General features: G+C 73.1%; 11 protein-coding genes. 9 read left to right on the top strand and 2 right to left on the bottom strand.

What is annotated here, in order from left to right; genetic code table 11:
* Positions 1–21 precede the first annotated feature (21 nt).
* From LG396_RS06080 to LG396_RS06100, 5 genes are all read left to right on the top strand, one after another.
* A complete protein-coding gene (locus LG396_RS06080) occupies positions 22–1,008 on the top strand; it encodes an aliphatic sulfonate ABC transporter substrate-binding protein (protein ID WP_225793941.1) in 987 nt (328 codons plus the stop codon).
* Positions 1,005–2,474 (top strand): sulfatase family protein, encoded by a 1,470-nt coding sequence (locus tag LG396_RS06085; protein WP_225793942.1) that lies wholly within the window; start codon positions 1,005–1,007, stop codon positions 2,472–2,474. Before LG396_RS06080 ends, LG396_RS06085 begins: the two co-directional genes overlap by 4 nt.
* On the top strand, positions 2,471–4,855 hold the full coding sequence (locus tag LG396_RS06090) for a glycoside hydrolase family 43 protein (protein WP_225793943.1): 2,385 nt from the start codon (positions 2,471–2,473) through the stop codon (positions 4,853–4,855). Before LG396_RS06085 ends, LG396_RS06090 begins: the two co-directional genes overlap by 4 nt.
* 146 nt (positions 4,856–5,001) lie before the next feature.
* Positions 5,002–6,633 (top strand): phosphodiester glycosidase family protein, encoded by a 1,632-nt coding sequence (locus LG396_RS06095; protein ID WP_225793944.1) that lies wholly within the window; start codon positions 5,002–5,004, stop codon positions 6,631–6,633.
* Positions 6,634–6,694: 61 nt separating this feature from the next.
* A complete protein-coding gene (locus tag LG396_RS06100; RefSeq protein WP_225793945.1) occupies positions 6,695–7,720 on the top strand; it encodes an alpha/beta hydrolase in 1,026 nt (341 codons plus the stop codon).
* A gap of 72 nt (positions 7,721–7,792) precedes the next feature.
* Here LG396_RS06100 and LG396_RS39165 read toward each other — a convergent pair whose 3' ends face one another.
* Together LG396_RS39165 and LG396_RS06105 are read right to left on the bottom strand one after the other, a co-directional pair.
* A complete protein-coding gene (locus LG396_RS39165; protein WP_263978728.1) occupies positions 7,793–7,921 on the bottom strand; it encodes a hypothetical protein in 129 nt (42 codons plus the stop codon).
* Positions 7,922–7,988: 67 nt separating this feature from the next.
* Positions 7,989–9,197, bottom strand: coding sequence for a putative hexosyltransferase (locus LG396_RS06105; RefSeq protein WP_225793946.1), 1,209 nt, complete (start codon positions 9,195–9,197; stop codon positions 7,989–7,991).
* Positions 9,198–9,312: 115 nt separating this feature from the next.
* Between LG396_RS06105 and LG396_RS06110 the strand changes: the two genes are divergently transcribed.
* From LG396_RS06110 to LG396_RS06125, 4 genes are all read left to right on the top strand, one after another.
* Positions 9,313–9,996: a response regulator transcription factor gene (locus tag LG396_RS06110; RefSeq protein ID WP_037751649.1), complete on the top strand. Its 684-nt coding sequence runs from the start codon at positions 9,313–9,315 to the stop codon at positions 9,994–9,996.
* A complete protein-coding gene (locus LG396_RS06115) occupies positions 9,980–11,452 on the top strand; it encodes a sensor histidine kinase (protein ID WP_225793947.1) in 1,473 nt (490 codons plus the stop codon). The genes LG396_RS06110 and LG396_RS06115 overlap by 17 nt, the downstream gene beginning before the upstream one ends.
* A 123-nt stretch (positions 11,453–11,575) precedes the next feature.
* On the top strand, positions 11,576–12,424 hold the full coding sequence (locus LG396_RS06120) for a helix-turn-helix domain-containing protein (protein WP_225793948.1): 849 nt from the start codon (positions 11,576–11,578) through the stop codon (positions 12,422–12,424).
* Positions 12,421–12,612, top strand: coding sequence for a DUF397 domain-containing protein (locus LG396_RS06125; RefSeq protein WP_225793949.1), 192 nt, complete (start codon positions 12,421–12,423; stop codon positions 12,610–12,612). Before LG396_RS06120 ends, LG396_RS06125 begins: the two co-directional genes overlap by 4 nt.
* The last annotated feature ends 20 nt before the right edge of the window (positions 12,613–12,632 follow it).

Below are 12,632 nucleotides of genomic sequence, written 5' to 3' on the forward strand. Positions count from 1 at the left end.
CCCCGAAAGGACCACTCCGCCATGCGCGCGACCCGCCGTACCCTCGCACTCTCACTCACCGTGGCGCTCATATCACTCCCGGTCGCCGCCTGCTCCGACGACAGCGGCGGCGGCGGTGACGGCTCCACCGTCCGCTTCGGCTACATCAACGACTACAACGGCGCCAGCCTCCTGGCGATCGCCGAGAAGCAGGGCCTGTGGAAGGAGGCCGGCCTCGACGCCGAGGTCTCCGTCTTCAACAACGGCCCCATCCAGATCCAGGCGCTGGGCGCCGGCGACCTCGACTTCGGCTACATCGGCCCCGGCGCCATGTGGCTGCCCGCCTCCGGCAAGGCCGACGTCGTCGCCGTCAACACCCTCGGCTACGCGGACCGCGTCATCGCCCAGCCCGGCATCACCTCCCTCGCCGACCTCAAGGGCAAGAAGGTCGGCGTCCCCGAGGGCACCTCCGGCGACATGGCGCTCAACCTCGCCCTCCAGGAGGAGGGCATGTCCATCGACGACGTCGAGAAGGTCCCGATGGACCCGGCGACGATCGTCTCCGCGTTCTCCTCCGGCCAGATCGACGGCGCCGGCCTGTGGTACCCGATGATCGACGAGATCAAGGCCAAGGTCCCCGACCTCGAAGAGGTCGCCAGCACCCGCGACTTCGAGGACGGCTACTTCCCCAACGCCTTCGTCGCCGGCACCGGCGTCGACCCCGAGCTGACCACCAAGGTCGTCGGGGTGCTCCAGAAGGCCAACGACTGGCGCTACGAGAACCCCGAGGAGTCCGTCACCGACACCGCCGCGATGCTCAAGCTCGACGAGGAGAAGGTCAAGGCCGACGCCGCCAACCAGGAGCTGCTGACCACCGAGGACCTCGTCGCCAAGACGGAGGACGGCACCGTCGCAGGCTGGCTGGGCGACCTCGCCGAGTTCTTCGTCGGCACCGGCCAGCTCGACGAGGCCCCCGACCCGGCGGAGTACTACCGCGGCGACCTCTACACGAAGGCGTCCGCCAAGTGAACCTGCTCTTCCTGATGACCGACCAGCACCGGGTCGACACCCTGGGCTGTTACGGCAACCCGCACGTCGCCACCCCTCACCTCGACCGGCTGGCCGCCTCCGGCACCCGCTTCGAGCGGTGCTACACCCCCACCGCCATCTGCACCCCCGCCCGCGCCAGCCTGCTCACCGGCCAGGCGCCGTTCCGGCACCGGCTGCTCGCCAACTACGAGCGCAACGTCGGCTATCTGGAAGACCTCCGCAGCGACGCGTTCACCTTCCCCGGTGCGCTCGCCGAACGCGACTACCAGCTCGGGCTCGTCGGCAAGTGGCACGGCGGCACCCACCGCAACGCCGCCTCCTACGGCTTCGACGGCCCCGACCTGCCCGGCTGGCACAACCCCGTCGACCACCCCGACTACCTCGCCTACCTCGACGAACGGGGGCTGCCGCCGTACCGGATCTCCGATCCGGTGCGCGGCACCACCCCCAACGGCAACCCCGGCAACCTGCTCGCGGCCCGCCTCCACCAGCCCGCCGAGGCCACCTTCGAGCACTACCTCGCCACCCGCGCCATCGAGCACCTCGACGCCTACGCAGCCACCGGCCGCCCCTTCTTCCTCGCCACCCACTTCTTCGGCCCGCACCTGCCCTACCTGCTGCCCGACGAGTACTACGACATGTACGACCCGGACCTGGTCGAGCTGCCGCCGTCCATCGCCGAGACCTTCGAGGGCAAACCGGCCGTCCAGCGCAACTACAGCGCGCACTGGACCTTCGACACCATCCCCATCGAGGTCACCCGCAAGCTCATCGCCGTCTACTGGGGCTACGTCACCCTCATCGACGAACAGATCGGCCGCATCCTCACCCGCCTCGACGAACTCGGCCTCACCGACGAGACCTCCGTGTTCTTCACCGCCGACCACGGCGAGTTCACCGGAGCCCACCGCCTCCACGACAAGGGCCCGGCGATGTACGAGGACATCTACCGCATCCCCGGCATCGTCCGCGTCCCCGGCGCCCCGCCGCAGGTCAGGGACGAGTTCGTGACGCTGACCGACTGCACCGCCACCATCCTCGACCTCGCCGGCTGCGCCACCGCGCCCGCCGTCGACAGCCGCAGCCTGCTGCCGCTGGTACGCGGCGAGCACCCCGAGTGGCCCGCGGAGCTGCTCGCCGAGTTCCACGGCCACCACTTCCCGTACCCGCAGCGCATGATCCGCGACGAGCGCTACAAGCTCGTCGTCAACCCCGAGTCCGTCAACGAGCTGTACGACCTGCAAGCCGACCCGCACGAGCTGACCAACCGCTACGCGCACCCCGAGATGCTGCCCGTACGCCGCCGGATGCTGCGCCGGCTGTACGACCTGCTGCGCGAGCGCGGCGACAACTTCTACCACTGGATGACGCCGATGTACGACGTCGGCGCCCTCGACTACGACCCGACCCTCAGCGCATTCGAACCGGAAGGAACCACCGCATGAGACGGACGTGGACACGGACCGCGCTGCTGCTGTGCGCGCTCCTGGCGGGGCTGCTGCCGCTGTCGTCGGCGACGGCCGCGGCCCCGGCCCCGGCCCCGGCACCGGCAACAAAACCGGCGGCGGCAGCCGCCGTGGAGAAGAGCGCCCCCGGGACGTACGCCAACCCGGTCACCGACGGCGTCGTCGACACCTTCCCCGACCCCGTGACGATCCGCGGCAAGGACGGCTACTGGTACGCCTACGGCACCCAGAACCCCGTGTTCCAGACCGGCGGCGAGCAGGGCGAGCGGATGCTGCCGATCCTGCGCTCCGAGGACCTGGCCACCTGGGAGTACGCCGGCGAGGTCTTCACCCCCGCCACCCAGCCCGAGTGGCACCGGGGCTCGCGCCTGTGGGCCCCCGACATCCGCTACAACGACGGCCGCTACATCCTCTACTACTCCGTCCCCGGCCGCGACACCGTCGGCGCCGCCACCGCGCCCACCCCGACCGGCCCGTGGACGGACACCGGGCCCGTGCTGCCCGCGCCCAGCGGCTGCCCCACCGGCGGCATCGACCAGGCGCAGTTCACCGACCGCGACGGCAAGACGTATTTCTACTGGGGCAGTTACGACATCCTCTGCGTCGCCGAGATGAACGCCGAGCGCACCCGCATCACCGGCGAGGTCACGCAGATCGCCCAGGGCCGCCGCATGGAAGGCGCGTTCGTCGTCCGCCGCGACGACCACTACTACCTCTTCTACTCCGACGCCGGCTGCTGCGACGGCGCGTACAGCGGCTACCAGGTCAAGGCCGGCCGCTCCACCAGCCCCACCGGCCCCTTCCGCGACGACGAGGGCGTCGACCTGATGGCCCCGACCAGCAAGGGCGCCATCGTCCTCGGCGCCAACGGCAACCGCTGGATCGGCCCGGGACACAACGGGCTGACCACCGACCTCGCCGGCCAGGACTGGCTGGTCTACCACGGCATCCCCGCCGACAACCCCGACCTCGACCGCTTCCCCGACCTGCCCGACCGCCAGCTCACCCGCCGCCCCATGCTGATGGACCGGCTCGACTGGATCGACGGCTGGCCCGTCGTCCGCGCCGGCGCCGGACCCTCCGAGGGCCCGCAGCGCGCCCCCGTCACCGACTGGGACGCCGGCGGCACCTTTGCCGGCGGCTCCCTCGACGGCTGGCGCGCCGAGGGCGCCGGCACCGGCGGCTGGTCCGTGGCGGACGACGCGGACTCCGGCCCGTACGCGACCCACGGCGGCGGCGCCGACGCCGCGTTCCTCGTCACCGACGAGGCCGCGCCGCGCGACCTGCGCGCCGAGGCCGACCTGCGGGTGCCCGCCGCGGACGGCGCCGCGGGCCTGACCGTCGCCTACCGCGACCCGCGCAACCACACCACCGCCTGGCTCGACCGCGCACGCGGCGCGCTGGTCACCGACGTCGTCGTGAACGGCCGCAGCCGCGGCGAGCAGGCGACGCCGCTGCCCGCCTCGTACGACTGGGGCTCCTGGCACAACGTCACCGCCGAGATCCGCGACGGCCGCATGAGCGTCGAGGTCAGCGGCGACCGGCTGCGCGACGCCGTCGCCGCCCAGGAGCGGAAGCTGCCCGGTGCGGCCACCCGGCCCGGCGCGGTGGGCACCGCGGCGCGCGGCGGCGGCGCGGCGGCCGACAACGTCGGCGCGGCACGCCTCTACGAGCCGGTCACCAAGCGCGTACCCGAGCCCGCCACCGGCCGGCTGCTGCCCGGCCACAGCGACGAGTTCGACTCCGCCGCCGTGCCCGGCACCGAGCCCGGCTCCCCGTGGCGCTGGCTGCGCGGTCCCGCGCCCGGCGTGGCCGCGGACGGCGGCGACCTGGTGTGGCCCACGCAGAACGGCGAGCTGCACCTCAACAGCAACAGCGCCTCCGTACTGCTGCGCGATGCCCCCGAGGGCGACTACACCGTCACGACGAAGCTCGACTTCGACCCCGCGCAGCCCAACCAGCAGGCCGGGCTGCTCCTCTACGCCAACGACGACAAGTACTTCAAGATGACCCACTCCGTGCTCCCGCTGAACCGCGGCGGCGGCACCGTCCTCGACGTCAGCGAGTTCGGGAAGGAAGGCGAACGCCCCACCACCTCCCCGCCCACGCCCGTCGCGAGCGCGCCCATGTTCGGCGGCCCCACCGCCGACACCATGTGGCTGCGGCTGTCGTACCGCCACGACGGCGCGAACGGCGAGCACGAGGTGCGCGCGGCCACCAGCCGCGACGGCCGCACCTGGGTCCACAACGGCGTGTGGACGCTGCCCGGCGACGAGCGGCTGCAGATCGGGCTGGTGTCGATGAACAAGGAAGGAGCGGTCGCGAAGTTCGACTACGTACGCACCCACAGGAGCCGCTGACCGCGGAGTACTTGCCTCCGAAGTCTTGACGGCGGTCTCGATCACGCTCACCGTTGCTGAGGCTGGTCCACCGGCCCCGCCGGCACCCCACCCGGTGCCGGCGGGGCCGCCTCGTGCGTCCCGTACGTCACCTCGGAGAGGTCCCTGTGAACAGCAAACTGCTCGGCGCGGGCACGGTCCTGGCGCTCCTCGCCTCCGTCGCGGCCATGCCGTCCTCGGCGGCGTCCTCCGCGCCGTCCGCGCCCTCCTCCCCGGCGGAGGCGACGCCCCTGCCCCTGGGCGACCCCGGCCTCACCGAGACGAGGACCACCGAGACGCTGCAGCCCGGCGTCACCCTCACCCGCATCGTCCGCGGCGCCGGCAGCGCGCAACTGCCCTGGACCGTCGAGGTGTCCATCCCCGGCGGCACCGGCTCACCCGACCCCGACGCGCCGCCCGCCGCCCTGCGGGACCGGGCCAGCGCCGAGGAACTGGCCGCCGAGCTGACCGGCGAGGGCTTCGCCGCCCGCGCCGAGGAGGTCACCACCCGCGCCCTCGCCGACTTCGCCGGCGGCACCCTCGGCTGGCGCGTCCGCGTCGGCGAGTTCGACGCCCAGAGCGCCGCCAACGCCGAACGCGCCCGGCTGGTCGCCGCCGGGTACGCCGGCTCCGCCGCGTACACCGGCTGGGACGGCGACCCCGGAGTCCGGGGAACCTGGCGGGTCGACGTGCTGACCGTCGACCCCCGCACGTTCCGCGGCGGGCTCACCGCCTCGTACGGCCCCGACCTGGAGAACCGCGAGACGACCAGCCGGCTGGCCACCGACGCCGGGGCGACCGCCGCGGTCAACGCCGGGTTCTTCGTCCTCGACCCGAAGGCCGGCGCCCCCGGCGACCCGGCCGGCGTCGGCGTCTACGACGGCCGCCTCCTCAGCGAGAGCGTCGGCACCCGCCCGGCCCTCGTGCTGCGCGACTCCGCCCGCGGCACGAGCGTCACCCGGCTCGGCTGGGCGGGCCGCGTCACCGCCCGCGGCGAGAGCCTCCCGCTGGACGGCACCAACCGCGTACCGGGCCTCATCCGCAACTGCGGCGGCACCGCGGACGACACCCCCACCTCCCTGCCGCGCCACGACGTGACCTGCACCGACGCCGACGAAGTCGTCGCCTTCACCGAGGAGTACGGGGCCCGCACCCCCGCGGGCGACGGCACCGAGGCCGTACTCGACGCCCGCGGCCGCGTCGTCGAGGTGCGCTCCCCGCGCGGCGGCCCGCTGCCGGCCGGCGGCACCTCCGTCCAGGCCACCGGCGAGCACGCCGGCGAACTGGCCGCCCTCGCCCGTACCGGCGAGAAGCTGCGGATACGCCACGGGCTGCGCGACGACCGCGGCCGGCCGGTGGCCACCCCGCCCGGCACGGCCGTCGTCAACGGCGGCCCCGAACTCGTCCGCGACGGCCGCACGCACGTCACGCCCACCGCGGACGGCATGGTCCAGCCCGGCAACCCGAGCTTCTACTACGGCTGGATGCACAAGCGGAACCCGCGCACCCTCGCCGGTGTCGACGCCGCGGGCCGCACCGTCCTCGTCACCGCGGACGGCCGCGCCACGGACTCCCTCGGCCTCAGCATCCCCGAGAGCGCCGACGTCGCCCGCGCCCTGGGCCTGCGCGACGCCGTGAACCTCGACGGCGGCGGCTCGACCACGCTCGCCGTCGGCGGCGAGGTGGTCAACGACCCGTCCGACGCGGCGGGGGAGCGCCCGGTCGGCGACGCGCTGCTGATCCTGCCGAAGCGGCGCTGACGCCGCCGCACCCCGAGAACCCAGCACCGTCCGAACGTTCCACCCTCACCAAGGAGCCGCCGTGGTACCCGTTCTGACCGTGAGAAACCGCTTGCTACTCCTCCTCTCCGCCCTCCTCCTCACCCTCGTCCCCGCCGCCCCGTCGCTCGCCGCGGCGGCACCGGAAGCCACCGCGGAAGCCGCCGCGCAGGGCGGCGGCCCCCGGGGTGACGCCGAGGTCGTCGGCGTCACCCAGGTCGGCGAGCGCCTGGTCGACCTGTCGGTACGGTCCCCGGCCCTCGGCGGCCGCACCGTCCCCGTACGCCTGCTGACCCCCGACGGCTGGGACCCGGAGAAGCCCGGGCAGAACTGGCCCACCCTGTGGCTGCTGCACGGCTGCTGCGGCGACTACACCTCGTGGACCTCCGCCACCGATGTCGAGGACACCGACAGCCTCCGCGACGTCCTCGTGGTCATGCCCGAGGCCGGCTGGAACGGCTGGTACAGCAACTGGTGGAACTTCGGCGAGGGCGGCGACCCGGCGTGGGAGACCTTCCACACCGACGAGCTGCGCCGGCTGCTCGAAAGCGACTGGGGCGCCAGCTCCAACCGCGTGGTCGCCGGCCTGTCCATGGGCGGCCAGGGCGCCCTGATGTACGCGGCCCGCCACCGCGGCATGTTCAGGGCCGCCGCCGCCTACTCCGGCGCCGCACACCCGCTGCTCAACGACGAGTCCGTGGGCCGCATCATGGGCTTCTTCGGCGGCCGGGGCGACGACCCGCGCCGCGTCTGGGGCGACCCGGTCGACCAGCGCGCCATCTGGCAGGCCCACGACCCGTACTACCTGGCGAAGAAGCTGAAGTCGATACCGGTCTACCTCTCCTGCGGCGACGGCACGGCAGGACCCCTCGACCCGCCCGGCGCCACGGACGCCCTGGAGGCGGACTTCAACAGGCAGAACCAGGCGCTGGCCGCCGAGCTGAAGCGGGTCGGCGCGAAGAAGCTGATCACCAACCTCTACGGCCCGGGGACCCACCGCTGGGCGTACTGGGAGCGGGAGCTGCACGCCTCGCTGCCGATGCTGCTGGGTGCGCTGAAGGTCCGCTGAGGGCATGCCGCCGGGGCAACGGGCGCTGCGAGCGCGGCCCGTTGCCCCGGGTGGTGAGGACGGAGATCGCGGTCAGGCGCGGGGCGACCCCGCGTCGTCGTAGTGCCGCCGGGCCTGCTCGACGTGCTGAAGGTTGGCGGTGGCCCACTCGGAGAGGTGGGCGAAGACCAGCGCCGGGCGGCCCGGGTGCGGGAGTCGCACGCCTCGCCAGCGGTGCCGCCGGGCGCCGAAGGTGAGCCGACGGGAGACCGCGGAGGCAACGGGCCGCTCACGGCGGCCCGTTGCCCAGCAGCGCCACCGCGCCGTACGCACCCGAGACCAGCGCCACCGCGCCGACCACCGCCACCGCCCGCCGCACGGGCCAGTGCGCCATGGGCGCCGCCAGGGGGAGCAGCAGCGGGAAGGCCGGCGTCATCAGGCGGGGGCGGGAGCCGAAGTAGGCCGACCCGACGAGGGAGAGGGCGACGACGGCACAGGCGTAGGTGACCAGGGCGAGTTGCAGCCGCCGGCGGACACACAGCCACAGGAGCAGGCCGACCAGTCCCAGCGCCGCGCACAGGGCGGCGCCGCCGAGAGGGGAGGGCCAGGGGCCGGTGAGGAGGCCCCCGATGAAGGCCGCGAGGGCGGCGCCGCCGTCGACCTGGTTGCCCCAGGCGGCCTGGACGCGGAAGTAGCCGAAGGGACTGCGCTCGTGCACCCCGACGTAGGCCAGGTACGCGAACCAGCCCAGCGGGGCGAGGAGCAGCCCGGTGAGCAGGCGCCGGTCCCGGCGCAGCAGCGTGCCGACCGGGGCACCGCCGCGGACCTGGGCCGCCAGGTGCGCGGCACCGGCCGCGCCCAGCGCGGCGATCAGCGCGGCGGCAGTCGGGCGGCACAGCCCGGCCACCGCCGCCAGCAGGCCCGCCGTCCGCCAGCGGCCGGTCAGGCAGGCGTGGAGGGACCACGCCGCCAGCGCCGTGAACAACGACTCTGTGTACGCCATCCACTGTACGAACCCCGTGGGCAGCGCGCCCCACAGGGCGGCCAGGAGGACGCCGGCGCGGTGCCCGGCGACATGGGCGCCCACCGCGTAGACGCCCCACGCCGCGGTGAACGACGACACCCACGCCACCAGCAGCCCGGCCTCCGCGACGCCGAGCGGGGAGGCCGCCGCCAACGACCGCTCCAGCGCGGGAAGAAGCGGGAAGAAGGCGAGGTCCGGATGCACTCCGCCGTCCGGCAGACGGGCCTCGAAGCCGTAGCCGTCGCGCGCGATGCGCTGGTACCAGACGGAGTCCCAGCGTCCGTTGAGCCGGTGCAGCGGGTCCTCGTCCGCCAGCGCGGCGCCCGCGCAGAGCAGGAGCAGCCCGGTGAGCCGCACCGCCGCGTACGCCGCCAGCGCGGGCGCCGCCGCCGGCGCCGCGGCGCGCAGCGGCCGGAGCAACCGCCGAGCGGTGGAGGGGGAGGGGACCGGGTCCGTACGCGACAAGGCCGTCATGGGCACCGGATGCTCTCCGGCGACCGCTGTGGGGACGCTGAAGGACCCTGAGGAACGCCTCAGACCTGAAGAGTTCCTTCAGGAAGGGGACGGGGGCCGCGGGAATACTGGACACATGCGGTTACTCGTGGTCGATGACGAGGTAGGGCTCGCCGCGTCCCTCAAACGGGGCCTGGAGGCGGCCGGTTACGCCGTGGACGTGGCCCACGACGGCCACACCGGCCTGTACCTGGCGCGCGAGTACCCCTACCAGGCGATCGTGCTCGACATCATGCTCCCTGGCCTCAACGGCTACCGCGTGTGCGCCCGGCTGCGGGCGGACGGCGTCGACACGCCCATCCTCATGCTGACGGCCAAGAACGGCGAGTACGACGAGGCCGAGGGACTGGACACGGGCGCCGACGACTACCTCGCGAAGCCCTTCTCGTACGTGGTGCTGGAGGCCCGGCTGCGCGCGCTGCTCCGCCGCGGCGGCTCACGCACGCGGGCGGTGCTGCGCATCGGCGACCTGTGGCTCGACCCGGCGGCCCGCGCCTGCGGACGCGGGGAGACCCGGGTCGCGCTGACGGCCAAGGAGTACGCCGTGCTGGAGTGCCTGGCCCGCAGGTGCGACGAGGTCGTCACGAAGACGGAGATAGCGGAGCAGGTGTGGTCGGCGGACTTCGACGGCGACCTCAACATCGTCGAGGTGTACGTCAGTGCCCTGCGCCGGAAGATCGACGTGCCGTTCGGCCGCCACTCGATCACCACGGTGCGCGGCTGCGGCTACCTGATGACCGGCCATGCCGCCGCCCGCTGACCCCCGGGCGGCGGTGAACCCCCGGCCCCGCCTGCTGCGGCGCGCGGCGGCAGCGGATCCCCGGGCACGTATCGCCTTCGCCGCCGGCACCGCGGCGGGTGCGGTCCTCTTCGTACGCCCGCTGCTGGGCCTCGGCGGGCTGCCGGGGGTGGTCCTCGTGGTGCTGGCCGCCTGGGCGGCGGGGCAGGGCGGCGCGCCGCGGCCGCGACTCCGGGGCGCCCTCGGGGCGGGCGCGATGACGGCGGTCCAGTTCGCCGCCCGCGCCGCCTTCGGCAGCCCGCTCGACGCCTACTACGGCTACGGAACGAACAAATCGGTGATGTCGGTCGTCGAGACTCCTGCCTTCGTCAGCCCTCTCCTCGGCGTCACGGTCGGCGTCACGGCCTGGCTGCTCGCGCGGCCCGCCGGGCAGGGGCTGCCGCTGCGGGCCCGGTTCGCGCTCGTCGCGTACGGCGGCACGGTGCTCGCCTCGTCCGCCGTGGTCTCGGTCGCGTCGGCGCTGGCAGCGGCCAACGGCGGACATCTCGGCTGGGGCCCCGACGAGTTCCAGGGAGAACTGCTCTACCTGGCACAGACAGCGGCCGTCCTGATCGGCGCCGGCGCCTGGGTGACGGCCGGGCGGGCCCTGCGTCCGGTGAACGCCATCCGCACGGAGTTGGAGGACATCACCCTTCGCTCGCTGGACCGCCGCGTGCCCGTGCCCAGGGGCGGCGACGAACTGACCGGACTGGCGCTGACGACGAACGAGATCCTGGACCGCCTGGAGCGATCGACCGAAGCCCAGCGGCAGTTCATCGGCGACGCCTCGCACGAACTGCGCAGCCCGCTCGCGGCGGTCCGGGCGTCGCTCGAATCGCTGCTGGCGCACCCGGACGAGGTCGACTGGCCGACCGCCGTGCGCAGCGCACTGCACGACCTGGAGCGGCTCCAGGGCCTCAGCGAGGACCTGCTCCTGCTGGCCCGGCTCGACGGCACCGCGACCCTTCCCCGCGACCCCGTCAACCTCACCGACCTCCTCCACGACCTGGTCGAGGAGCACCGCCACCTGCACCGCCCGCACCCACTGGAGATCCGCCTCGGCACCCCGGGGCCGCCGGCGTGGGTGGCGGGCAGCGGCATCCAGCTGGAGCGGATGCTGCGCAACGTGCTGGACAACGCCTGCCGTTACGCCGACGCGAAGGTCGAGGTCGCCGTCCGCGCGGAAGGCGACGCCCGCGCCGGGACGGTACGGATCGACATCCGCGACGACGGCCCCGGCATACCGGTAGGCGACCGGGAGCGGGTCTTCGAACGGTTCAGCCGGCTGGAGGACGCCCGCACCCGCAGCTCCGGCGGAGCCGGACTCGGCCTGGCCATCGCCCGGGAGATCGCGGACCGCCACGGCGGGACACTGCACTTCACCGACGCACCCCGAGGCGCGCACGCCGTCGGCCGCCTCCCGGCCGCGGCCCGTTGAGCGAACCCGCCCACAACCCGCCCAGCCTTTGATTGGGCGGATTACTCACTGGACTACGATGGTTACTGTCCGTAATCATGGTGGTGTCGGAGTTCCGGCAGAGACACATGAGAGGGGCCGGACATGGGGAAAGTGGGCAACGTCAGCCTGTACGGGGGCGAAGCGGAAGCAGGGGACAGCCTGAAGACCTTCGGGGCGATGCTGAAGGTACTCAGGGACGAGGCGGGGCTGACGCAGGAGGCGCTGGCGGAGGGCCTGGGGTACTCGCACGACCACATCTCCAAGATCGAGCGGGGGGTGCGGTTCCCGCCGAGGGATCTGGACAAGCTGGCGGAGGACGTGTTGGGCCCGCTGGCGGCGAGACTGCTGAAGGAAACGCGCAGGAGCCTGACGAGGAAGGCGGGGCTGGCGTCGAGGTTCAGGCACTGGGCGGTGATCGAGAAAGAGGCGGTCACGCTGTACGCGTACGAATGCCGCACGATTCCTGGGCTGCTACAGCCCGAGCCGTACACGCGCGCTGTTTTCGAGGCGGTCCTTCCGCCGCTGGTCGAGGAGCAGGTTGAAGAGCGGGTCGCGGCAAGGCTGGAGCGGCAGGCCGTGCTTGACCAGCGGCCGAACACGTTCTTCGGCTTCATCGTGGAGCAGGCGTTGCTGGAGCGGCAGATGGGCGGTGTGCAGGTCACTCGCGACGTGCTGGACCACCTGCTCGCAACTGGCAAACGACGCAATGTCGAGATCCAGGTGATGCCGCGGCGCATGGAGAAACACGCTGGGGGAGACGGATCGCTCTACCTCGCCGAGACCGTCGACCACAAGTGGCTTGGCTACAACGAGGGGCATCGGTCGAGCAATCTGATCAGCGACCTGGGTGACGTGGGTATTCTGCAGCAGCGCTACCGGAAGATCAGTTCCCAGGCGCTCAGCCACGAGGCTACGGTGGACTTGTTGGAGCAGATGCGAGGAGACCTATGAGCAGGATCGGACCGGAGTGGTTCAAGAGCAGCTACAGCGGTGGCGACGGCGACAACTGCGTTGAGGTCGCCGTCACTTCGCAGGTTGTCCACGTCCGTGACTCGAAGGACCGGGAGGGCGGTCAGCTCTCCGTGACCCCCGCGGCCTGGGCCGACTTCGTCGCCTTCGCCAAGGCCGTCGAACTCTGAAACACCCCGCCCGTGCGGCC

The organism is Streptomyces aculeolatus, assembly GCF_020400605.1.
GTDB classification, from domain to species: Bacteria; Actinomycetota; Actinomycetes; order Streptomycetales; family Streptomycetaceae; genus Streptomyces; species Streptomyces aculeolatus.

Excerpts from the sequence above, each read along its gene's own strand:
- LG396_RS06080 (WP_225793941.1), top strand. The coding sequence starts at position 22 with ATGCGCGCGACCCGCCGTACCCTCGCACTCTCACTCACCGTGGCGCTC.
- LG396_RS06090 (WP_225793943.1), top strand. The coding sequence starts at position 2,471 with ATGAGACGGACGTGGACACGGACCGCGCTGCTGCTGTGCGCGCTCCTG.
- LG396_RS06105 (WP_225793946.1), bottom strand. The coding sequence starts at position 9,197 with ATGACGGCCTTGTCGCGTACGGACCCGGTCCCCTCCCCCTCCACCGCT.
- LG396_RS06110 (WP_037751649.1), top strand. The coding sequence starts at position 9,313 with ATGCGGTTACTCGTGGTCGATGACGAGGTAGGGCTCGCCGCGTCCCTC.
- LG396_RS06115 (WP_225793947.1), top strand. The coding sequence starts at position 9,980 with ATGCCGCCGCCCGCTGACCCCCGGGCGGCGGTGAACCCCCGGCCCCGC.
- LG396_RS06120 (WP_225793948.1), top strand. The coding sequence starts at position 11,576 with ATGGGGAAAGTGGGCAACGTCAGCCTGTACGGGGGCGAAGCGGAAGCA.
- LG396_RS06125 (WP_225793949.1), top strand. The coding sequence starts at position 12,421 with ATGAGCAGGATCGGACCGGAGTGGTTCAAGAGCAGCTACAGCGGTGGC.